Genomic DNA, 20,992 nt, shown 5'->3' with positions numbered 1-20,992 from the left:
GGTTAGAACACAGCACAATTTTGCCAGCCGACGCAATTGAACACACTCCTTATATTGTGGGAACTGCTGATCAACGCGTGCTTGCCGCAAGAGGCCAAACCATTTATGCACGCGGACAAGGTTTAGTTAATGGTCAACGTTATGCAGTCTACCGTGAAGGCGAACCTTATTATTTCACAGACAGTAAAGGTAAAAAGCATAGTCTAGGTATTGAACTGCAACAAGTTGCCTCAGGGATTGCGATCTCTTCTGAAAAAGACATAACAACGCTTGAGTTAACTGATAGCTACAATTCCGAAGTACGCCGTGGTGATCGGGTTATGCCGGAAGAAGAAGCAACATTACCTACTTTGTTTTATCCGGTAGATGCCACTCAAGTTACAGATGCTGGCAAGATCATTCGTGTAATGGGTTCAATTGGCAGCGCTGCAAAAAATAGTGTGGTGACTTTGGACCGAGGTACAGCACAAGGAATTCAAGTAGGTCAAGTTTTTGATATTACTCAAAAAGGCGAGACCATTCGAGACCCTAAAACCAAAGAACCAATACAGTTGCCTGGACAACAAATTGGTAGTCTGATGGTTTTTAGAACCTTTGATCAGCTTAGCTATGCCTACGTATTAGAAAGTGACCTACCTATTAAAGTTGGTTCAAGTATTCAGCCACCTCGTTTTGATGATTAACGCTGGATACACCCTTTACAATGCTTACTCAACTTTCTTCACACCATTACCACACGCTTAAAGTGTGGTATTTGGTGCAACACTCATTAGTTAGCTTCAAAAAAATTGTCAATTATTTTGGTAGCTGTGAAAAAGCGGTCCAACCTGCTGGGTTATCTCAATGGTGCAATCTCGGGTTACATGCTAATCATTTAAAACGCGCAGATGAATTTCAAACTGCTCAGGGTCAAGCTCAGTTTGAAAAACTAATTGAGCAGATCCAGCAATATACTGACTTTATTTTAACGTCCGAAGACTCTGGCTATCCTACCCAATTACTACCTTATACAGACCATCCACCCCTCATATTTGGGAAAGGCCAAGCGCAAGCTTTGTTACAACCACAAATTGCGATTGTAGGTAGTCGAAAACCAAGCCCGCATGGTCGTCAGGTTGCTTATGATTTTGCCTATTACTTAAGTGAAAAAGGATTTTATGTAAGTAGTGGTTTAGCATATGGGATTGACGAAGCTGCTCACCAAGGTGCTTCAGCGCATCAACGTACGATTGCTGTGACAGGAACAGGGTTAGACAGTACCTACCCTGCTCAAAATAAAAAACTTGCAGAACAGATTTTGGCTCAAAACGGCGCCATCATTACTGAGTTTTTGCCCGGTACGCCACCATTACAGCAACATTTTCCTCGTAGGAACCGAATTGTCAGTGGTCTGAGTTTAGGTGTGTTAGTAGTAGAAGCTACTTTAAAAAGTGGTTCTCTCATTACTGCGAACAAAGCTGCCGAGCAAGGTAAAACCGTATTTGCCATTCCTGGTCATATTTACAGTGAGTTTCATCAGGGCTGCCATCAACTTATCCGTGAAGGAGCCATTTTAGTCGATCATCCTGAGCAGATTATTGAAGATCTTGCTTTACCTACTCAATGGCAAAGTCAGCAACAGAACTCAACTGAAGAGGTCGTGGTTTCTTGTGCCCCAGAAATTCCTGAACATTTGATTAACCTTTATCAGTCTTTAGACTGGGTCGGACAAAATATTGACCAGCTTGTCATACACCACTCACAACCTGTGGCAGAACTCACCTCTTCACTCATGGAACTAGAACTACTTGGTTTATGTATGCAACAATCAGGGCTGTATTTACGTTGTCGCTCTTAGTGCTGGAGCACAATAGCAATTCTGTTTGATTGAAAGGAAGAGTATTACCATGATTACCACCTCAGTTACCGAAGCAGCCGAATGTTTACAACAAGGTCAAGTTTTGGCATATCCAACTGAGGCAGTTTGGGGGTTAGGTTGCGACCCTTTTAACGAACAAGCTTTTCAAAAGATTCTTGAGTTAAAGCAAAGGCCTATTGAAAAGGGAGTGATTTTATTAGCAGGTCATATTAGCCAAGTTGAGCACCTACTGACTTCTCTACCTCAAACAACCCAACAAAAAATTATTGATTGTTGGACGAATCATCAACCCTCTGAAAGAGCTACAACTTGGCTATTGCCTGCTGGCAAACACATTCCTTCTTGGATTAAAGGTGAACATCCACTTGTTGCTGTTAGAGTCACTACACATCCTTTGTGTGTGGCATTATGCAATGCTTTTCATGGTTTTATTGTCTCGACGAGTGCTAACCCAAGTGGGCAAGAACCTGCTCATTCACTACAAGATGCCTGCCAATACTTTGGTTCACAATTAAACTATCTCAATGGTGATTTAGGCCAAAGTCAGCAACCAAGTAGAATTATTAATGCTCTCACTGGAGAGATTATTCGCGCCTAATTTCAGACAAAAAAAAGCTCAGTTATATAGGGATAACTGAGCATAAAAAAGGATGGGTATATACCGCATCCAGAGGGTTTGGATATCTCTGCAACGAAAGATAATTTGCAAAAAAAGCACGTCTTTCGTAGTGGTCGCTATTATGTAGTAAGAGATCAAATGAGAGAAATATATTATTTCTCTAAAAAAAGCATGAAAAGTGTAGGGAATTTACGAATTTTCGCTTATAAATTAAAATTATATTAATATTTTTACTGGGCTTTTTTAATATTTATATTTCAATCTATTCTTATAAACTATTTATAAATCATATAGAAAAACTTTAACTAAGAAAAAAATGGCATATTTTCATTAGTTTTTTTAAAAATATGCCATAGTTTTTTTAACGACTTTAGTTTTGCTCTTGCATTAAGCTGCTCTTTTTAGGACTGACTTTTTTCTGAGCCATAATGATACCAATTAAGATAACAATCCCACCTATTGTGTGATAGATGGTCCATTGCTCAGATAACCAAATGCTTGCAATAACTGCTGTAAAAACAGGAACCAAGTTCATAAAAATACTTGTTCTATTTGGGCCGAGTTGTTGAACAGCTAACATCCAAACTAATGGTGCAATAAGTGAGGCGAATACACCTGCATAAATAGCACTTGGCGCATTTTGTGCATTTAAGGCATCTAGTCCGAACCAAAAAATTAAAGGCAGATGAAATATTACAGAAAATCCGATCTGAACATATAAGCTTGTCATGATTGGAAGTGGAAGCTGCCATTTTTTAAGGAAAACCCCATAAAATGCATAGAAGAATACGGCAATAATCATCAATGCATCACCAAGATGCCCACCCCCACTTAATAAATGGCTAATATTTCCTTGGGACATGACATATAGCAAACCTGCGAAAGATAAAATACTGCCAAAAACTGCAAATCGATTAGGCACATCTTTTAAAATCGCAAGCGAAACAAAGATCGTAAAGATAGGAATAAATGCATTCACAATGCCCATATTGGTTGCACTGGTATAATGGGCAGCCGTATAAGCAAGACCTTGATAAAGCACCATCCCAAATGCACTTAACACAGCCAGCTTAGGTAAATATGGTATTAATAATCGTCTTTGTCTCCAAACAGGTAAGAGCATAAACGGCGTTAAAATAATAAAAGCGATTAACCACCGATAAAAACTAATACTTACTGGAGAGATATAATCCGAGACATAGCGGGTGACTACAATATTTAAAGACCAAATCAGTACTGCCAAAATGGGAAAAATAAATGCCCATTTGTGATATTTCATGACCTGACTCATAGTAATACACCATCTACAAAAGAGATTTTATTTTGAAGAATGTCTTAATAAATTGAAATATCGTATTTCCGACATTGATATTGAACTTAGGACATCATCTTTTTCTAGAATCTAAAATAATGTCCAAGCTTTCACTGCATGACCTACCACTTTATGTAATTGCTCGCTACTCGCACCATCTCTCGCTTGAATAGTCAGCCCTTGAATGACAGTGGTATAAAAATCAGTCATTTCTTGTAAAGGAGCATGAGAAGATAAATCCCCCTGCTCTACACCTTGCTGAAGGCGTTTTAATAATTTTTCTTTTGTCTTTATGCGCTTATCTAATAGATTTTGCTGTACATCTTGAGTTGCATCAGAGCAATTCATGGCAGCAACGACCACCATACAACCTGCTGGTTTATTCGGTTGAACCAATCTTTTAACAATGTCATAAAGATATAACTCAACAGCAATTTTTGCAGTTTTTGCTTCTACAAATATAGTGTCAATCGGACATCCTTCATGAGCTAAATAGTAATCAACACTTCTGTAAAACAACCCTTCTTTGTCGCCAAAAGTACTGTACAAGCTCGGTGCTGTAATTTCCAAAGCTTGTGTTAAATCACTAATAGACGTTGCTTCATAACCATGCTCCCAAAACAGCAACATTGCTTTTTGTAAAACCTGTTGTTCATCAAAGCATTTAGGACGTCCACGCTTTTTTTTCAGAGCGTCTTCTGTAACAGCTAAATTCGTTTCATACCTATTTGTCATAAAGATCACATCTATTTTTATAACAATCGTTATTAAATTAATTGACGTTCGATTTTTTATCAACTATTTTATTTTCATAATGATCGTTAGTTAATTAATAAATTGCCTTTCTTCACTCTAAATTTAGCCAAGTAAGGATTTCCTATGGACCAATCTTCTATTTCTAAAGCGCGACCCACGACCTCCCCTCAAGGGAGCTGGTTTGCCATTTTGGCCGTTGCGATTGCAGCGTTTGCATTAGTAACAAGTGAATTTTTACCTGTTGGTGTTTTAAATAGTGTTGCAACAGATTTAAATATTTCTGTAGGTACAGCCGGTCTTATTATTACTGTACCCGGCATTATGGCAGCAATTGCCGCCCCTCTATTACCTGTATCTGTGAAACAACTTGATCGGCGTTATGTGCTTATCTTGCTGACAGCCATTATGGTTATTGCGAATACCATTACTGCCTTTGCAGAAAATTTCCATATTTTATTACTCAGTCGCTTAATTTTAGGTATTTCAATTGGTGGATTCTGGGCGACAGCAATTGCTTTAAGTGGGAAATTAGCTCCCTCGCATCTTCCTATTGCGAAAGCAACAGCTGTAGTGATGGCTGGTGTAACTTTTGCGACAGTTTTAGGGGTTCCTATTGGAACATGGTTAAGTGAGTTTTATGGTTGGCGCAGTGCGTTTGGAATTACGGCAGGAATTGGTTTAATTGTTTTAATCTTACAATTAATCTTCTTACCTAAACTTGTTCCCGACTCCGCAATTCATATAAGAGACTTACCAGCATTATTACGTACTCCTAAAGCACGTAGTGGTATGTTGATTGTTTTACTGATTGGACTTGCTCATTTTTGTGCCTATAGCTATTTAGCACCTTTCTTCAAAAATATTGCAGGATTCAACGGCACAACAATTAGTTCATTACTATTGCTCTATGGAATTGCAGGTATTTTCGGAAATGCATTTGCTGGATATAGCGGCAATTTAAATGTCCGATATACACTTGCCTTTGTTAGCGCTTGCTTTGCAATTGTGTTTTTTGGATTCCCACTTTTTGCCATTCATGAATTTGGTGCTATTGTCTTAACAGCTTTATGGGGCTTCGCATTTGGCGCTTTCCCTACCTCAGCAAATATTTGGATGTTTGTACATGCACCAAATGCAGTTGAAAAAGGTATGCCTCTTTTTGTAGGTATGTTTCAGGTGATGATTGCGACAGGTTCATTATTAGGTGGATATGTAGTTGATCATTTCAATGAAAATACTTTAATTTATGGTGTATTAAGCTTTGTTGCACTAGCATTACTGAGTACATTTACCTTAGCAAAAGGTTTAAATAATCCTAAAGCGACTTGTGAAAATTAAAATATTATTCAGAGTAAATAAATGAAAAATGAGGACCAACAATTTTCTTTATTGAACAGTATAGAAGTTCATGAATTTCTATACCAAAAAGAAGATATTGTTCGTCCTCATGCATCTCTGTGGGGAGATTTTAATTTCAGTTTGAATGGCATTTTGGAAATGCAAGTAGAGGAACAAATCTACTTATCTCCTCCAAGCTATGGGCTTTGGATTCCTCCTCAAACAGTTCATCAATCTACTCATATCGACCATGAAATTCACTATATCTGTATTCGACTACACCCTAGCCTCTGTTCTATTTTAGGTGACGTCTGTAAATGTTTTAGTATTCAGCCTTTCTTTCGAACCTTAGTTTTACAAATTCTCGAACAGCAAAAACAAACCGAAAAAGCTGAATATTTAGAACATCTTTTACAAGTTTTATTCGATCAACTTAAACAAGCTCCTGCATATTCACACTATTTACCTCAAACGCGTCATCCTGTTTTACTACCAATTTTGGAAAAACTCTCAGACCCATTACTTTTTGATCACTCTTTACAGCAGTTATTACAAAATTTCTCGGTCAGTGATCGCCACTTATTACGTTTGAGTCAACAAGAGCTTCAGCTTTCGTTATCGGAATGGCGTAACCGAGCCAAAATTGTTTATGCCATTCATCAGATCCGCCAAGGGACCTCCATTAAGCGTTTAGCTTACGATTTAGGTTATCAACATAGCTCAAGTTTTATCGAGTTTTTTAAACGCTATACTGGGCAAACGCCTATACAAATTAGAAATAACTAGAATTTAGTTTATCTTTAAAAACTTTTTCTTTTTAGAACACGAATATTATTGCACTGCCCATCAATAGCAGTTAAAACAAATGCGTTACTTGATATCAATTACAATCTTTAGGAAAGACTCATGACACAATCTGTATATCACATTCCAGTAAAAGCCATTTCAGGTGAAACGGTTGATCTTGAACAATATAAAGGTAAAGTTTTACTTATTGTAAATACTGCTTCTAAATGTGGTTTAACTCCTCAATACGAAGGCCTAGAAAAGCTTTATCAAGCCAAAAAAGATCAAGGTCTTGAAATTTTAGGTTTCCCTGCAAACAACTTTAAGGAACAAGAACCAGGTTCTGATGAAGAAATTCAACAATTCTGTTCATTAAATTACGATGTTCACTTCCCTTTATTTTCTAAAGTATCTGTTGCAGGTGAAGATAAGCATCCACTGTATGCAACTTTGACATCAGCTCAACCAGAACGTACTGGTGAAGGACCTTTCCGTGAACGCTTAGAAAGTTTAGGTATTCCAACTAATCCAGCTCCAGAAGTTTTATGGAACTTTGAAAAATTCTTAATTAATAAAAATGGCGAAGTAGTAGCTCGTTTTGCTCCAAACCTAACTGCGGATGATGAACAAATTGTTAAAGCGGTTGAGGCAGAGTTAGCAAAATAACGTTTTTAAAAACGTGAAAAAGAGCGTTTTCTACGCTCTTTTTTATTATCTGCTCAAAGTGTTGTTTGTTTGCAAAAATACAATCTTTCTCCATATTTTATGCCTATAGTACCTATTTGCTTTATTTGATGTTGTTTGTAGTTATGAAAAAAGTTTTACAGGGTGCATTTCTTCCTTTTGTAATTTTTGCCTCAGGCATGCTTTTACTCGGGTGTGATCAAGCACAAGACCATGCTACTGAACAAGAAAATACTGAAATAAGTGAACAGGCATCTGATCAAGCTATTGAACGACAAGAATCAGATATTGCTCCAAGCAAAACTGAACTCAAAAGCGGCAATATTTTTTATATGGTCCGAGATGCTGCTAATTTACAGCTTAAAGCTGGAGATTATGTTGAACAGCTTAAAGACACTCAACTTGACGTTGAACAAGCAATTCAAGATAAGAATCAAAGTGAATTAAAAACAACTGTTTCAACTTTAAAACAGCAATTACAAGGTTTAAATCAAGCTCTTCTCACCTTAGATATCAAAAGTCAGGAAATTGAGAATATCCGCCAAAGTTTACTACATGCCAATCAACAAGCTCTTAGTATGCCGTTATTAAATGGGAAATTAGATCAAATCAATTTTGACCAAATTGAAAAACAGCTAAATACTATTCAAATGGATATGGTGAAGCTTGCTGCCATGATTATGGCTGGAGATGAAAAATCAGACTCAAAATCTGAATCTTAAAAATTAACTTATAAAAAAGCCACCTTACGGTGGCTTTTTCAATCTCGAACCGCGTCTTATTGAGCGCGGTTTTTGATTTTACGGATTGTTTCAAGCTGTCCTGAGATCTCTGATAGAGATGCCAAAGCAGCAGCTGAGTCCAAATCACTCTTTTGGTTCGCAAGCAATTGTTCAGCATTTTTACGTGCTTCTAAAATTGCAGCTTCATCCAAATTGTCTGCACGGATTGCAGTATCTGCAAGAACCGTTACAACATGAGGTTGAACTTCTAAAACACCGCCAGATACATAGACGATTTCTTCTGTACCATTTTCCAACTGAACACGAATCGGGCCCGGTTGAAGCAAGGTTACGAGTGGAGCGTGTCCTGGCAAAATACCAAGCTCACCACCAGCACCTTTCGCGATTAACATCGTCACTGCGCCAGAGTAAATAGACTCTTTAACACTTACGACATCACATTGCATAGTCGCCATGAGATGATCTCCTTAAATTAGAGTTTCTCAGCTTTAGCAATCACTTCGTCAATACCACCAACCATATAGAACGCTTGTTCTGGGATGTGATCGTATTCACCAGCTAATAGACCTTTAAAGCCACGAATCGTTTCTTTAAGTGGTACTAATTTACCAGGAGCACCAGTAAACACTTCAGCTACGTGGAATGGTTGAGAGAAGAAACGTTGGATTTTACGCGCACGGTAAACAACCAATTTATCTTCTTCAGCTAACTCATCCATACCCAAGATTGCGATAATGTCTTTAAGCTCTTTATAACGTTGCAATACGTTCTGTACAGAACGAGCAATTTCATAATGCTCTTGACCAACAACTAATGGGTCTAACTGACGTGAAGTTGAGTCAAGTGGATCGATCGCTGGATAGATACCAGAAGATGCGATGTCACGGCTCAATACTACTGTTGCATCTAAGTGAGCAAATGTAGTTGCAGGCGATGGATCTGTTAAGTCATCGGCAGGTACATATACTGCTTGGATCGATGTGATCGAACCAGATTTAGTAGATGTAATACGTTCTTGAAGAACACCCATTTCTTCTGCAAGTGTAGGTTGGTAACCTACCGCAGATGGCATACGACCTAACAATGCTGATACTTCAGTACCTGCAAGTGTATAACGGTAGATGTTGTCGACGAATAATAATACGTCACGACCTTTACCATTTTCGTCTTTTTGATCACGGAAGTATTCAGCCATAGTCAAACCAGTTAACGCTACGCGTAAACGGTTACCTGGTGGCTCGTTCATCTGACCGTAGACCATTGCTACTTTGTCAAGAACGTTAGAATCTTTCATTTCGTGATAGAAGTCGTTACCTTCACGAGTACGCTCACCAACACCAGCAAACACAGATAAACCTGAGTGAGCTTTCGCGATGTTGTTGATCAACTCCATCATGTTAACGGTTTTACCAACACCAGCACCACCGAATAAACCAACTTTACCACCTTTTGCAAACGGGCAAAGTAAGTCAATTACTTTAATACCAGTTTCTAAAAGATCAGTAGAAGCTGCTTGTTCAGCATAAGAAGGTGCTTCACGGTGAATCGGCAAACGCTCTTCAGTCGCAACAGGACCTGCTTCATCAATCGGGCGACCCAAAACGTCCATGATACGACCAAGCGTAGCTGGACCTACTGGAACAGAAATCGGTGCATTTGTGCTGGTTACGTTAAGGCCACGTTTAAGACCTTCTGTAGAACCCATTGCGATGGTACGAACAACACCATCGCCAAGCTGTTGCTGAACTTCTAATGTAGTTTCAGTACCGTCAACTTGGAGAGCGTCATAGATCTTAGGAACGCTATTGCGCTCAAACTCGACGTCGATAACCGCGCCGATGATCTGAATGATACGACCGCTACTCATTGCTGTCTCCTCAATTCAAACTTAATAATGTTAAACGGCAGCGGCACCGCCAACGATCTCGGAAATTTCCTGAGTAATCGCGGCTTGACGCAGCTTGTTGTAAATGAGTTGTAGGTCTTTAATCAGTTGTCCTGCGTTGTCTGTCGCTGCTTTCATCGCGACCATACGAGCTGACTGCTCACATGCAACGTTTTCAATCACACCTTGATAAACCATAGACTCGATATAGCGAACCAACAAACCATTTAACAATTCTTCTGCTTCTGGTTCGTAGATATAGTCCCAACCATAAGTACGGTTGAGATCATCGCCTTCTTCTGCTGGTGCTAAAGGAACAAGTTGTTCTACTTTAGGCTGCTGAGTCATTGCATTAACGAAGCCATTTGACACGAGGTAGATACGATCTAATTCGCCCTTATCAAATGCATCAAGCATAACTTGTACTGAGCCAGTTAACTGTTCCAAACTCGGCGCATCGCCAAGTTGGGTAGTTGCACCAAGCACTTTACCGCCGTAATTCTTAAAAAACGAAACCGCTTTTTGACCAATTAAAGCAAATTCAACTTCAATTGACTGCTGTTGTTGTGCTTTGACATGCTGCACAACTTTCTTGAACAAGTTAATGTTCAAGCCACCTGCCAAACCACGATCTGAAGACACTACGATATAGCCAACACGCTTAACTGGGCGGTCAACCATATAACGGTGTTTGTATTCAGGGTTTGCTTGGACCAAGTGAGCAATTACACGGCGCATATTATCGGCATACGGACGGCCCTGAGCCATGCGCTCTTGCGCACGACGCATTTTAGAAGCAGCTACCATTTGCATCGCGCGAGTAATCTTTTGCGTGCTCTTGATACTAGCTACTTTGGCGCGAATTTCTTTTAAATTTGCCATACGCTTAACCTAGTATTCGAAAGCTCTTTCGAGCTTCCGAAGGTTGATCCGTGAACCAAACTTAACTAAAACTGAACTTAGTAAGTTTGAGTCGCTTTAAAGCTTTCAATACCTGCTTTGATTGCTGCTTCGATGTCTTTGTTGTAATCACCAGTTTCATCGATTTGTTTCATCAATGGAGCATATTCTGCGCGGAAGTAAGAAATTAACGCAGCATCAAAGTCTACGATTTTCTTAACTTCTACGTCAGCCATATAGCCTTCGTTAGATGCATAAACAGAAACAGCTTGGTCAGCAATTGAGTAAGGAGCATATTGCTTTTGCTTCATTAACTCAGTTACACGTTGACCATGTTCAAGTTGCTTACGAGTTGCTTCATCAAGGTCAGAAGCGAACTGAGCAAACGCAGCCAATTCACGGTATTGTGCTAAAGCAGTACGGATACCACCAGACAATTTTTTGATGATCTTAGTTTGAGCAGAACCACCAACACGAGATACAGAGATACCCGCGTTCACAGCAGGACGAATACCTGCGTTGAATAATGATGTTTCTAAGAAGATCTGACCGTCAGTAATCGAAATTACGTTCGTTGGTACGAATGCAGATACGTCACCTGCTTGAGTTTCAATAATTGGCAATGCAGTTAAAGAACCAGTTTTACCAGTTACTGCGCCATTAGTGAATTTCTCAACGTAGTCAGCAGATACACGAGAAGCACGTTCAAGAAGACGTGAGTGAAGATAGAATACGTCACCCGGATACGCTTCACGACCTGGTGGACGACGTAAAAGTAATGAAATTTGACGGTAAGCAACTGCTTGCTTAGACAAATCATCATAAATAATAAGAGCGTCTTCACCGCGGTCACGGAAGTATTCACCCATTGTACAGCCAGAGTACGGAGCTAAGTACTGCATTGCAGCAGGATCAGCAGCCGCAGCAGCGACAACAGTTGTATACGCCATAGCGCCAGTTTCTTCTAGCTTACGCACAACGTTTGCAATTGTTGATTGTTTTTGACCAATCGCAACGTATACGCATTTAATGCCAGAATTTTTCTGAGCGATAATCGCATCGATCGCCATTGCTGTTTTACCAGTTTGACGGTCACCAATAATCAACTCACGCTGACCACGACCCACAGGAATCATGGTATCAACTGATTTGTAACCAGTTTGAACAGGTTCGTCTACAGATTGACGCCAAATTACACCTGGTGCTACTTTTTCAACAGCATCAGTTAATTTTGCATCAATTGGGCCTTTACCATCAATTGGGTTACCCAAAGCGTCGACAACACGGCCAAGAAGTTCCGGACCAACTGGAACTTCAAGTACACGACCTGTACAACGAGCTTTTTGACCTTCTTGAAGGCTTAAGTAGTTACCTAAGACAACGGCACCCACTGAATCCTGTTCTAGGTTCAGTGCCATACCAAATAAGCCGCCGTCAAATTCGATCATTTCACCGTACATTGCATCAGCAAGACCGTGAATGCGCACGATACCGTCGGATACCATAACAATGGTACCTTCGTTTTTAGCGGTCGCGCTGGTGTCCAGATCGCTGATACGCTGTTTAATGAGCGCACTGATCTCGGATGGATTCAGTTGTTGCATTGCGCTATTCCTCAATCTTTTATTAGTTCAGTCTTCATCATTTGCATTATGCAAGAAGACGAGTACGCATTTTTTCAAGCTTGTTAAGCGCAGAATCATCTATCACTTGATCGCCTGCACGAATTACAACACCTGCAATAAGCTCAGGTTTAACTTCAACTGAAACAGTTACAGTACTGTTGAAACGCTTTTCTAAAGCAGATTTCAACAATTGCTCTTGTTCAGCAGTTAATGGGAAAGCCGATTCAATCACGACATCCACATTGTTGTTATTCTGTGATTTAAGCTGTTCATATTCTGCTTCAATTTCAGGTAACAACATTAAACGATCATTATCTGCAAGAAGTGTCAAAAAGTTAGACACTGCTTGAGATTGACCTTCACCTAAAACTTTAGCAAAAAGCTTCACTTGCTCCACAGGAGTAAGTTCAGGGCGATTTAAATAAGCGGAAAATGCTTCGTCTTGCACCGCAGCACTGAGCACTTGTAACGCATTCGACCAATTGTCTGTTGCACCTTGCTCAGAAGCATAAGCAAATGCTGCTTTGGCATACGGACGTGCCAACGTCAAGAGTTCAGCCATGATTCGCCTCTCTTAAAGTTTAGCAGCCAGCTGAGACAGCATGGCATTATGAGCTTCTGCGTCAACTTGCTGGTTCAGGATTTTTTCTGCGCCAGTTACTGCCAAGGCAGCTACTTGTTGACGTAATTCTTCGCGAGCAGAATTGATATCTTGATCAACAGCTTCTTTAGCCTGTTGACGAATACGCTCACCTTCAGCCGCAGCTTGAGTACGAGCTTCTTCGATCAATTGTGCTGCACGACGGTTTGCTTGTTCGATCAATTGAGCCGCTTGTGCTTTAGCCGCATCAAGCTCTTGCTTTACTTGCGATTGTGCATCGGCAAGATCAGCTTTCGCTTTTTCTGCTGCATTTAAGCCATCAGCAATTTTACGCTGACGCTCACTAATCGCATTGATTAGTGGTGGCCAAACGAACTTTACGCAAAATGATACAAAAATCAAAAATGCGATCGATTGGCCAATCAATGTGAGGTTGATGTTCATTGCAATTCCTCAAATAGTGGATTTAGGAATTAAGATGATTAACCTACAAATGGATTAGCGAAGATGAAGAACAAGCCAATACCAACACCGATCATAGGCACAGCATCAAGAAGACCCGCGATTAAGAACATACGAGTTTGAAGTTGTGGAGCCAATTCTGGTTGACGAGCAACAGCTTCTAAAAAGCGACCACCCAAAAGACCGAAACCAATCGCAGTACCTAAAGCACCGAAAGCGATCAAGATAGCAGATGCAATTGCAACTAGACCTAAAGTGAGTTCCATGAAAAATTCCTCAGAGGTTAGGTTATTACCAAATTAAATTAAAAAAATTGTACCTAACCACCAATTGATAGTTAGGCAATACCATTAATGTTTTTCGCTTGCCATGCTCAAGTAAACGATGGTAAGCATCATAAAGATGAATGCCTGCAACGTGATTACAAGAATGTGGAAGATCGCCCAAGGCACAGACAACGCCCATTGAATCCAGAACGGCAATAAAGCAATTAGGATAAAGATCAACTCACCGGCATACATGTTACCGAATAGTCGGAGAGCTAATGAAATCGGACGAGCAAGGAATGTTACCAATTCCAAAATCAAGTTCACTGGAATAAGCAACGCTTTTGCAACTGGATTACTTGGGTTAAATGGGTTAAGTGCCAATTCACCAACGAAACCACCAACACCCTTTTCGCGGATGCTGTAGAACAAAATCAGTACAAATACAGATAAAGACATACCTAAAGTAATGTTTGGATCTGTAGATGGAACGATCTTGAAGTAAACGTGGTGAGGGTCCATACCAAATACGTTTGCACCTACAAGTGCAGCAACTTGAGGAATCCAGTCAACTGGGATCAAGTCCATTAAGTTCATGAGGAAAATCCACACGAAAATAGTGAGTGCAAGCGGAGCGATTAAACGTGATTTGCCATGAAAAGTATCACGGACACTTGAGTCAACGAACTCGATAATCATTTCGATTGCTGACTGAAATTTAGTTGGAACACCTGCACTTGCAGCTCTCGCAACGATCCAGAACATCAAACAGAAAATAACACCAAGGCCAATTGACCAACCCATTGAATCCAAGTGAATTGCAGTGAACCCCATCGAATGAGCTTCTTCAGCAGTCTCAGCCAATTTCCATGTCCCATCTGGCATTTTGCCATAGGTCAAATTGGTCAAGTGATGCTTGATATACTCTGTCGAAGTGAGGGCATGTTCTTCAGCAGCCATAAATCACACCTGGTCAATGTCAATTACTAAAAAGAAGGGAAACGAACATCGGCGCACTGTCGATATCTCGCTAACCTCCAAAAAATCTTCAATTCTTCTTGTTTCTACACCCGTTTTTGTAGACGTGACACCCAAAACGGAGCGACCCACGACATTGTCTGAACGAGAATAAAACCAAACAGCAATGCTAACGGTGATAAAGGTTTAACATTGCTCAAAATCAAAATAAATCCAACGATCATGATTGCAAATTTGCCTAACATGCCCCTATACATGTTAGACAGCACTTGTTTTGATGCTCTCGCACCTGCTGTTCTGAAGGATTGCCACGAGAAATAACTCATAGCAAGCCAGCAAACCAGTGCACCAAGTGCCGCACTTAATGCTGCTGTCATGTCTTTTATGCTCCACGCCACTAAGGCGGAAACAGGGATCATACATGCTTGTAAGAAGACCAAAGCTTTTGCTAATCGTCGGTCAATCAAGCGACTAGTTTGGCTCATTATTTATCCACTCACAGCATAAATGCTTGACAAGTTTAGCTGATGATCGCTTTTAATCGCAGGCATTATAGAGTTACACCCCTGAACATGCAATCTTTTCCCGACTTTAGTCGGGGTTTTTCATGACAGGTGGTGCTGACGCTACAGTCAGTCTTTGTTTATTTTTTATCTTACTTTTGCGTACTTAATACACATTTATCTGTTTTTATAGCCAGTTTCTTCCATGCAGTGACGAAATCATCCTCGTTATTCATGCTCTCGTCTACGGGTTGAAAAGTAATGTTACCTAATTTTTGATACTGACTTTTAGTGGTAAAACTTTCCGCTAACAAACACATCTGATCTTTTGGTCGATTATCATTAAGATACTTAATTTGAGCTGCTGTTGGTGCAACATGAGGATCATCTGTCAAAGCGCCTGCGAACTTTAAATTTAAAGAGCGTTCTAAATATTGATAGGCATCATGATACGACCAATACGGCTTACCATTACTTGTACTGTCGTAAGCTTGTGCTGCCTGAAACATTTTGCGAGCAAAAATATTGGCATTATTCCAATATTTAGCCTTATTTTCAGGATGCTGCTGGGAACGTAAGGCTGCAATAAAGAAACCGATTCGAACCGCGTTGTTTGGTTCTAACCACACATGGGTATCTACTGTATTAGGCAAAGCTACACCGCGGGTACTACGCAAGGGTAAAACAGAAACTATACCACTATCTAATAAAGCAATTGCTTTCTTATTATTACCTAACAATTTATTTAGAGGTGCTTCATGAGCCTTACCCAACCAAATGACCAATGATGCATCATTAATTGCTTTACGGTGCGCTGGAGTTAATTGTACGTCATGCCCAGTTTGTCCCTTTAATAAGAGTTGTGGTTCTTCAACACCTTGAGTGACTTCTTTTGCAATCAGATAGATCGGGTGTGTAGAAACCACCAAACCCTGACTCCACCCTAACGTACTCAAAAGAGAGAACATACTGAAAACAAAAAAACGGAACATGACAGACCATCAATTTAAATTAGCTCGAAGCATGTTATAATATAACAAAGTTACAAAAATACCTAAGATTAATCGAATGAAGCATCGCTTCATGCTAATATTCCGTTAAAAATTCGAGGTTATTTCTATGAGTTCCTGCTCGCATGAACATCATGATTCTTTGCATGGTGTGCATGATCACCATAATGTCGCAAACCGTTTAGCTGAAGCAGAAAATTTATGTTCTGCGACTGGCGCACGACTTACGCCTTTGCGCAAAGAAGTTTTGGAACTCATCTTAAATGCTTCGGGTCCAATGGGCGCCTATGACTTACTCGCACGTATAAAAAGCCAAACTGATCGTCCTGCTGCTCCTCCAACTGTATATAGAACTTTAGATTTTTTATTAGAAAAAGGTTTGATCCATCGCCTAACTTCTATTAATGCCTATATTCCCTGTTGCCACCCCCGCGAAGGCCACCAAGCAGCATTCCTAATCTGTACCGAATGTCACATGGTTAAAGAAGCCTCTTCTCAAGGTTTAACTCACCAGCTTGACCAACTTGCAGCGTCAGATGAATTCGTGGCTCAACACAGCATTATTGAAATTTCGGGGAAATGCCAACAGTGCCGCACAACTCGTTAAATCCTGTATTAATTCAGCTTGAGCAGGTTTCTGTTCATCGTGATAATCGGGAAATTTTAAAAAAAGTTGATTTTGCTCTACATCAAAATGAAATTGTGTCTTTAATTGGACCAAATGGTGCTGGTAAATCAACACTGATTAAAGTTCTACTTGGTATTCTCCAACCGAGTAGCGGACGTATTGTTAATTATAAAAAACTCAAAATGGCGTATGTGCCACAAAAATTTAATCCTTCACACAGTCTACCTTTGCGTGTGCAGGATTTACTTGATTTAGAAAAGTGCAGCCCTGCCCTTCGTCAAGAAATTATTCAAGACACAGGCATCTCCAAGTTACAACAATCAAAAGTACAACAACTTTCCGGTGGTGAGCGCCAACGCGTATTACTAGCGCGTGCTCTACTTCGCCAGCCAGATATTTTAGTTCTTGACGAACCGATGCAAGGTTTAGATATTCAGTCAGAAGCTGAACTTTATGAATATGTCCGTAGTCTGCCGGAACGATATGGGTGTGCGATCTTAATTGTTTCTCATGACTTACAATGGGTGATGGAAGGAACACACCGTGTAGTGTGTTTGAATAAACATATTTGCTGTAGTGGGTTACCCGAGAATATTCAACAACATCCTGAATATCAGGCTATCTTTGGAACTCAACGAGTTTTCTATCAACATCATCATGATCATTGTGCTCACGGTGATGCAGCACACCCCTGCCCTCATAACGACCGTCCTCACATCCACCCAGAACCGGAAGCTTAAGCCATGATGGAATGGTTACAATTATTGTTACCCGCATGGATTATGGGAACCTTATTGGTGTTTTTAACCGCACCTCTTGGTTGTCTAATGCTTTGGAGACGCATGTCTTTTTTTGCTGACACCATGGCACACGGAACACTACTTGGGGTTGCTATCGCAGGTGCTTTAAGCCTTCCTCTTTGGCTTGGTGTTGCAGGCACTGCGGTTTTACTGGTCGCAATTTTATGGGCCCTACATGACAATCGCTTACCCAATGATGCGCTCTTAGCCTTATGTTCAGCGACTTTACTCTGTAGCGGTTTATTATTTATTCAACATGTTCCAAGTTTAAGACCTGAGCTTTTAAGTTACTTATTTGGTGACTTGCTCAGCATTGATTGGCCCGACTTGCCTGTTTTCACTTTAATCATTGCGCTATCACTCGCAATTCTTTATCGCTTTTGGCAGCCACAAATACAGTTTGCAATTGATCCAGACATTGCAATTAGTGAAGGGGTAAATGCGAACTGGCAACGTCTTATTTTCATGCTGTTATTGGCTTTATTTACTGTATTAGCCTTACGTGCAGTAGGTTCTTTGCTTATGGGTGCATTACTCGTAATACCTGCTTTAAGCGCTCGCCTATTAGCAAATTCACCAAAGCAAATGGTCGTTTGGGCATTTGTATTAGCTCAGCTTGGGGTGAGTGTGGGCCTATGGTCAAGCGCAGCACTCAATATATCTACAGGCTTGAGTATTGTTTTATGCATGGCCTTAACTTTCGCTGTTATTTTTATAACTCAAAAGCTAAAAAATCAAACACAGGCGGCCTAAATTAGGACGCCTGATGAACTGTACTCAATAATAAAGCTGCACAACTAAACATCACAGCAAAACCCCGATTCAAATATTTTTGCTGTTTAGGAGAGCGAAGTAATCTTAGAACCTTTGATGCTAGCCCTGTATATCCAGCCATTACAATCAAATCAATCGTAATCATTGTTATAGCCATAATCAGGTACTGTATCCATTGAGGCTTACCCAAATCTAGAAACTGGGGTAAAACAGCTAATAGAAATACAATCGCTTTGGGATTACTAATATTGACCACAAAGCCATTTAATAATAGCGCGAATACAGATTTATCTCTTTTTTCTTGTTGGATTTCTATATCTTTTATAGGCGCTGTCCACTGTAAATAAGCAAGGTATAACAAATAAATCACACCGAACCATTTAACAAACTGAAAAGCCAAAGGTGTCGTTGCAAATAAAACTCCTACACCTGCTGCAACCACCATAATTTGAAGTAGCAAAGCGATTTGCAAACCTATTGCATTCCAATAGCCATGCCTAAAACCATAGTTTAGACCACTCGACATTGAAGCAATTGCTCCCGCACCCGGTGAGATACTAATAACCCAACAGGCCAACATATAAGCGAACCAAACTTGCAGAGACATAGCAAAAAATAGACTATAAAAGTGGAATTATACTGTTTTATAAAGCTATCTTAGTCAGAATTCAAACAATAAAATCAAGAAATAGACTACTAACGGCTCTTCGCATCAGGCACAATAATTAAAGCTCATACTAAATTATAATTGAGGAGATACCTTCCAATGACTGCTCAATCTGTCATTTTGCCATTGCCATCAGATCATGCTCGCTTCATTGTTCTTCGTTTAAAAGACTTATCAATTGATGAATTAAAAAAACAAATTGGAGCTTTATTTGAAGCACGAGACCGTCTAATTACTCAGCATTCTGATGCTCAAATTAAAACAGCAGTCGCTTTTGGTCCTGAACTATGGAAACAGCTCTACTCGCAAACTCCTGTAGGATTTAAACAGCTTGAGCCAGAACAAGGTGCTTTCAACATGCCATCTGTGCCAGCAGATGTACTCATTCATATTGCCAGCATGCGCTCTGATATTTGTTTTGCATTAAGCCAAGCATTTTTTGAAGGTATTAAAGATAAAGTCGAAGTTCTTGATGAGCGTGTTTGCTTCCGTTATTTCGATGGTCGAGATATTACAGGTTTTATAGACGGTACTGAAAACCCTCAGTTCCCAGATGATCGCGCAGAAACAGCTCTTCTACCTGAAGAGTCTGGAGTATTTGCCGATGGTAGTTTCATTTTCGCGCAGCGCTATGCTCATGATTTAGAAAAATGGAAAAAATTGAAAGTTGATGCGCAAGAAAATGTTATGGGTCGCACCAAACTTGAATCTATTGAATTAGATGATGATGTTAAGCCAGAAAATGCCCATGTTGCCCGCACTGTTGTTGAGGATGATGAGGGCGAAGAAATGGAAATCTTGCGCCATAGCCTACCTTATGGCGATGGTCGAGGCGATCAGGGCTTATTTTTCATTGCCTATACTAAAGACCTCGCCATTATTGATGCCATGTTAAAGCGTATGTTCGGTACAAGCGGAGATGGTATTCATGACCGTTTATTGCACTTCGTGACCCCACTTGATGGCGCTTATTACTTTGCACCAAGTGAAGAATTATTAGAAGAAATTCTAGAAGACTAAAAATAAAAAGAGGAGCATAAAGCTCCTCTTTTTATAATCTCATTTTTAGAAAGGAATACGTTTATATTTGCGGTATTCAGGTTTCCAGAATGATTGATCAATTTTCTGTTTCAACAAATCATCACTAATCGTTACAGCTACACCATCCGCCATTGCAGCTTTCGCAACTTCAAATGCAATAACTCTAGATACTTGTTGAATTTCACCCAACGGCGGCAATAAATCAGCTTGTGGATCTTTAAGCAATGGAGAACAATTTGCTAAAGCACTACTTGAGGCCATTAACATATTTTCAGTAACGCGTTTAGCACCCGATGCCACCACACCTAAGCCAATGCCTGGGAAAATGTATGAGTTATTACACTGAGAAATATTGTAAAGTTTGCCATGATGGTTCACTGGAGCAAACGGACTACCTGTTGCAATTAATGCTTTGCCTTCAGTCCACTCCACAATATCAGCAGGTACGGCTTCAACGCGTGAAGTTGGGTTTGACAATGGCATGACAATTGGGCGTTCACAGTTTGCCGCTAAGGTCTTAATGATTTCTTCGGTGAACAAACCAGGCTGACCAGAAACACCAATTAACACTGTAGGCTTAGCATTTTTAACAACATCAAGTAGTGAAATCACTTCTTCAATATTGCCCCACTGATCAACCATCTCAGCTTTTTGTGCTAACTTACGTTGGAAGTCGAGCAAGTTTGGTTGATTCTCAGTGATCAAACCAAAACGGTCTACCATATAAACGCGAGCACGCGCTTCTGCATCGGTTAG

General features: G+C 40.1%; 24 protein-coding genes and 1 pseudogene. 11 read left to right on the top strand and 14 right to left on the bottom strand.

Going from position 1 to position 20,992, the window contains the following annotated elements; translation table 11 throughout:
- The 3 genes and pseudogenes from UC75_RS22205 to UC75_RS16925 all read left to right on the top strand — a co-directional run.
- A pseudogene (locus UC75_RS22205) lies at window positions 1–683 on the top strand (peptidoglycan-binding protein LysM); the annotation flags it as partial.
- A 20-nt stretch (window positions 684–703) separates the two neighbouring features.
- Window positions 704–1,837: a DNA-processing protein DprA gene (gene dprA / locus UC75_RS16930; RefSeq protein WP_049838255.1), complete on the top strand. Its 1,134-nt coding sequence runs from the start codon at window positions 704–706 to the stop codon at window positions 1,835–1,837.
- Between the two features lie 49 nt (window positions 1,838–1,886).
- A complete protein-coding gene (locus UC75_RS16925; RefSeq protein ID WP_049838254.1) occupies window positions 1,887–2,456 on the top strand; it encodes an L-threonylcarbamoyladenylate synthase in 570 nt (189 codons plus the stop codon).
- Window positions 2,457–2,847: 391 nt separating this feature from the next.
- Here UC75_RS16925 and UC75_RS16920 read toward each other — a convergent pair whose 3' ends face one another.
- Both UC75_RS16920 and UC75_RS16915 read right to left on the bottom strand, forming a co-directional pair.
- Window positions 2,848–3,768 carry a DMT family transporter gene (locus UC75_RS16920; RefSeq protein WP_128825334.1) on the bottom strand — a complete coding sequence of 307 codons (921 nt, stop codon included), beginning with the start codon at window positions 3,766–3,768 and terminating at the stop codon, window positions 2,848–2,850.
- 111 nt (window positions 3,769–3,879) lie between these two features.
- A complete protein-coding gene (locus UC75_RS16915; protein ID WP_128825333.1) occupies window positions 3,880–4,533 on the bottom strand; it encodes a TetR/AcrR family transcriptional regulator in 654 nt (217 codons plus the stop codon).
- Window positions 4,534–4,668: 135 nt separating this feature from the next.
- On the opposite strand from UC75_RS16915, the gene UC75_RS16910 reads away from it, so the two are divergent.
- The 4 genes from UC75_RS16910 to UC75_RS16895 all read left to right on the top strand — a co-directional run bounded on the left by UC75_RS16910 (window position 4,669) and on the right by UC75_RS16895 (window position 8,075).
- Entirely contained in the window at window positions 4,669–5,883 is a 1,215-nt protein-coding gene (locus UC75_RS16910) for an MFS transporter (protein WP_005309158.1), read from the top strand.
- 21 nt (window positions 5,884–5,904) lie between these two features.
- Window positions 5,905–6,669: an AraC family transcriptional regulator gene (locus tag UC75_RS16905; RefSeq protein WP_049838251.1), complete on the top strand. Its 765-nt coding sequence runs from the start codon at window positions 5,905–5,907 to the stop codon at window positions 6,667–6,669.
- A 120-nt stretch (window positions 6,670–6,789) separates the two neighbouring features.
- Window positions 6,790–7,335, top strand: a complete 546-nt coding sequence (locus tag UC75_RS16900; protein ID WP_049838250.1) for a glutathione peroxidase — start codon at window positions 6,790–6,792, stop codon at window positions 7,333–7,335.
- 143 nt (window positions 7,336–7,478) lie between these two features.
- Window positions 7,479–8,075 (top strand): hypothetical protein, encoded by a 597-nt coding sequence (locus UC75_RS16895; RefSeq protein WP_128825332.1) that lies wholly within the window; start codon window positions 7,479–7,481, stop codon window positions 8,073–8,075.
- A gap of 56 nt (window positions 8,076–8,131) precedes the next feature.
- On the opposite strand, the gene UC75_RS16890 is transcribed toward UC75_RS16895, so the two are convergent.
- From UC75_RS16890 to UC75_RS16845, 10 genes are all read right to left on the bottom strand, one after another.
- Window positions 8,132–8,551: a F0F1 ATP synthase subunit epsilon gene (locus UC75_RS16890; RefSeq protein ID WP_004795288.1), complete on the bottom strand. Its 420-nt coding sequence runs from the start codon at window positions 8,549–8,551 to the stop codon at window positions 8,132–8,134.
- A 17-nt stretch (window positions 8,552–8,568) separates the two neighbouring features.
- Window positions 8,569–9,963 carry a F0F1 ATP synthase subunit beta gene (atpD, locus tag UC75_RS16885; RefSeq protein WP_004795290.1) on the bottom strand — a complete coding sequence of 465 codons (1,395 nt, stop codon included), beginning with the start codon at window positions 9,961–9,963 and terminating at the stop codon, window positions 8,569–8,571.
- Between the two features lie 30 nt (window positions 9,964–9,993).
- Window positions 9,994–10,863, bottom strand: coding sequence for a F0F1 ATP synthase subunit gamma (atpG, locus tag UC75_RS16880; RefSeq protein WP_002114131.1), 870 nt, complete (start codon window positions 10,861–10,863; stop codon window positions 9,994–9,996).
- Window positions 10,864–10,940: 77 nt separating this feature from the next.
- Window positions 10,941–12,485, bottom strand: a complete 1,545-nt coding sequence (gene atpA / locus UC75_RS16875; protein ID WP_004795293.1) for a F0F1 ATP synthase subunit alpha — start codon at window positions 12,483–12,485, stop codon at window positions 10,941–10,943.
- Between the two features lie 46 nt (window positions 12,486–12,531).
- Window positions 12,532–13,068 carry a F0F1 ATP synthase subunit delta gene (locus UC75_RS16870; protein WP_004795294.1) on the bottom strand — a complete coding sequence of 179 codons (537 nt, stop codon included), beginning with the start codon at window positions 13,066–13,068 and terminating at the stop codon, window positions 12,532–12,534.
- A gap of 12 nt (window positions 13,069–13,080) precedes the next feature.
- Window positions 13,081–13,551, bottom strand: coding sequence for a F0F1 ATP synthase subunit B (locus UC75_RS16865; protein ID WP_049838248.1), 471 nt, complete (start codon window positions 13,549–13,551; stop codon window positions 13,081–13,083).
- Between the two features lie 38 nt (window positions 13,552–13,589).
- Window positions 13,590–13,835: a F0F1 ATP synthase subunit C gene (atpE, locus tag UC75_RS16860; RefSeq protein ID WP_000424060.1), complete on the bottom strand. Its 246-nt coding sequence runs from the start codon at window positions 13,833–13,835 to the stop codon at window positions 13,590–13,592.
- Between the two features lie 84 nt (window positions 13,836–13,919).
- Window positions 13,920–14,795, bottom strand: coding sequence for a F0F1 ATP synthase subunit A (gene atpB, locus UC75_RS16855; protein ID WP_049838247.1), 876 nt, complete (start codon window positions 14,793–14,795; stop codon window positions 13,920–13,922).
- Window positions 14,796–14,899: 104 nt separating this feature from the next.
- Window positions 14,900–15,298 (bottom strand): ATP synthase subunit I, encoded by a 399-nt coding sequence (locus tag UC75_RS16850; protein WP_004795299.1) that lies wholly within the window; start codon window positions 15,296–15,298, stop codon window positions 14,900–14,902.
- A gap of 170 nt (window positions 15,299–15,468) precedes the next feature.
- Window positions 15,469–16,308 (bottom strand): metal ABC transporter solute-binding protein, Zn/Mn family, encoded by an 840-nt coding sequence (locus UC75_RS16845; RefSeq protein WP_049838246.1) that lies wholly within the window; start codon window positions 16,306–16,308, stop codon window positions 15,469–15,471.
- Window positions 16,309–16,435: 127 nt separating this feature from the next.
- Between UC75_RS16845 and UC75_RS16840 the strand changes: the two genes are divergently transcribed.
- From UC75_RS16840 to znuB, 3 genes are read left to right on the top strand one after another with little or no spacing between them, the layout of a single operon-like run.
- Window positions 16,436–16,933, top strand: coding sequence for a transcriptional repressor (locus UC75_RS16840; RefSeq protein WP_005309148.1), 498 nt, complete (start codon window positions 16,436–16,438; stop codon window positions 16,931–16,933).
- Window positions 16,906–17,694, top strand: a complete 789-nt coding sequence (gene znuC / locus UC75_RS16835) for a zinc ABC transporter ATP-binding protein ZnuC (protein WP_034591560.1) — start codon at window positions 16,906–16,908, stop codon at window positions 17,692–17,694. The genes UC75_RS16840 and znuC overlap by 28 nt, the downstream gene beginning before the upstream one ends.
- 3 nt (window positions 17,695–17,697) lie before the next feature.
- Window positions 17,698–18,507, top strand: coding sequence for a zinc ABC transporter permease subunit ZnuB (znuB, locus tag UC75_RS16830; protein WP_004795302.1), 810 nt, complete (start codon window positions 17,698–17,700; stop codon window positions 18,505–18,507).
- A 1-nt stretch (window position 18,508) separates the two neighbouring features.
- Here the strand turns inward: znuB and UC75_RS16825 are convergent, their stop codons facing one another.
- Entirely contained in the window at window positions 18,509–19,135 is a 627-nt protein-coding gene (locus UC75_RS16825; protein WP_049838245.1) for a LysE family transporter, read from the bottom strand.
- Between the two features lie 159 nt (window positions 19,136–19,294).
- Here UC75_RS16825 and UC75_RS16820 point away from each other — a divergent pair, with 159 nt between their 5' ends.
- Window positions 19,295–20,215, top strand: a complete 921-nt coding sequence (locus UC75_RS16820) for a Dyp-type peroxidase (RefSeq protein ID WP_049838244.1) — start codon at window positions 19,295–19,297, stop codon at window positions 20,213–20,215.
- Between the two features lie 45 nt (window positions 20,216–20,260).
- Here UC75_RS16820 and maeA read toward each other — a convergent pair.
- The coding region (gene maeA / locus UC75_RS22200; protein WP_228137457.1) for an oxaloacetate-decarboxylating malate dehydrogenase at window positions 20,261–20,992 on the bottom strand (732 nt) is incomplete at its 5' end.

Origin of the sequence: Acinetobacter sp. V2 (assembly GCF_001188385.1) — a bacterium.
Lineage (GTDB): Bacteria > Pseudomonadota > Gammaproteobacteria > Pseudomonadales > Moraxellaceae > Acinetobacter > Acinetobacter oleivorans.
This window is presented reverse-complemented; position numbering and strand designations above follow the sequence as displayed.

Coding starts and splice junctions, on each gene's coding strand:
- UC75_RS16920 (WP_128825334.1), bottom strand. CDS start 3,768: ATGAGTCAGGTCATGAAATATCACAAATGGGCATTTATTTTTCCCATT.
- UC75_RS16845 (WP_049838246.1), bottom strand. CDS start 16,308: ATGTTCCGTTTTTTTGTTTTCAGTATGTTCTCTCTTTTGAGTACGTTA.
- atpA (WP_004795293.1), bottom strand. CDS start 12,485: ATGCAACAACTGAATCCATCCGAGATCAGTGCGCTCATTAAACAGCGT.
- UC75_RS16900 (WP_049838250.1), top strand. CDS start 6,790: ATGACACAATCTGTATATCACATTCCAGTAAAAGCCATTTCAGGTGAA.
- UC75_RS16840 (WP_005309148.1), top strand. CDS start 16,436: ATGAGTTCCTGCTCGCATGAACATCATGATTCTTTGCATGGTGTGCAT.
- atpE (WP_000424060.1), bottom strand. CDS start 13,835: ATGGAACTCACTTTAGGTCTAGTTGCAATTGCATCTGCTATCTTGATC.
- UC75_RS16850 (WP_004795299.1), bottom strand. CDS start 15,298: ATGAGCCAAACTAGTCGCTTGATTGACCGACGATTAGCAAAAGCTTTG.
- znuB (WP_004795302.1), top strand. CDS start 17,698: ATGATGGAATGGTTACAATTATTGTTACCCGCATGGATTATGGGAACC.
- UC75_RS16895 (WP_128825332.1), top strand. CDS start 7,479: ATGAAAAAAGTTTTACAGGGTGCATTTCTTCCTTTTGTAATTTTTGCC.
- UC75_RS16905 (WP_049838251.1), top strand. CDS start 5,905: ATGAAAAATGAGGACCAACAATTTTCTTTATTGAACAGTATAGAAGTT.
- atpG (WP_002114131.1), bottom strand. CDS start 10,863: ATGGCAAATTTAAAAGAAATTCGCGCCAAAGTAGCTAGTATCAAGAGC.
- atpB (WP_049838247.1), bottom strand. CDS start 14,795: ATGGCTGCTGAAGAACATGCCCTCACTTCGACAGAGTATATCAAGCAT.
- UC75_RS16925 (WP_049838254.1), top strand. CDS start 1,887: ATGATTACCACCTCAGTTACCGAAGCAGCCGAATGTTTACAACAAGGT.
- UC75_RS16890 (WP_004795288.1), bottom strand. CDS start 8,551: ATGGCGACTATGCAATGTGATGTCGTAAGTGTTAAAGAGTCTATTTAC.
- UC75_RS16910 (WP_005309158.1), top strand. CDS start 4,669: ATGGACCAATCTTCTATTTCTAAAGCGCGACCCACGACCTCCCCTCAA.
- znuC (WP_034591560.1), top strand. CDS start 16,906: ATGCCAACAGTGCCGCACAACTCGTTAAATCCTGTATTAATTCAGCTT.
- dprA (WP_049838255.1), top strand. CDS start 704: ATGCTTACTCAACTTTCTTCACACCATTACCACACGCTTAAAGTGTGG.
- UC75_RS16865 (WP_049838248.1), bottom strand. CDS start 13,551: ATGAACATCAACCTCACATTGATTGGCCAATCGATCGCATTTTTGATT.
- UC75_RS16870 (WP_004795294.1), bottom strand. CDS start 13,068: ATGGCTGAACTCTTGACGTTGGCACGTCCGTATGCCAAAGCAGCATTT.
- atpD (WP_004795290.1), bottom strand. CDS start 9,963: ATGAGTAGCGGTCGTATCATTCAGATCATCGGCGCGGTTATCGACGTC.
- UC75_RS16820 (WP_049838244.1), top strand. CDS start 19,295: ATGACTGCTCAATCTGTCATTTTGCCATTGCCATCAGATCATGCTCGC.
- UC75_RS16825 (WP_049838245.1), bottom strand. CDS start 19,135: ATGTCTCTGCAAGTTTGGTTCGCTTATATGTTGGCCTGTTGGGTTATT.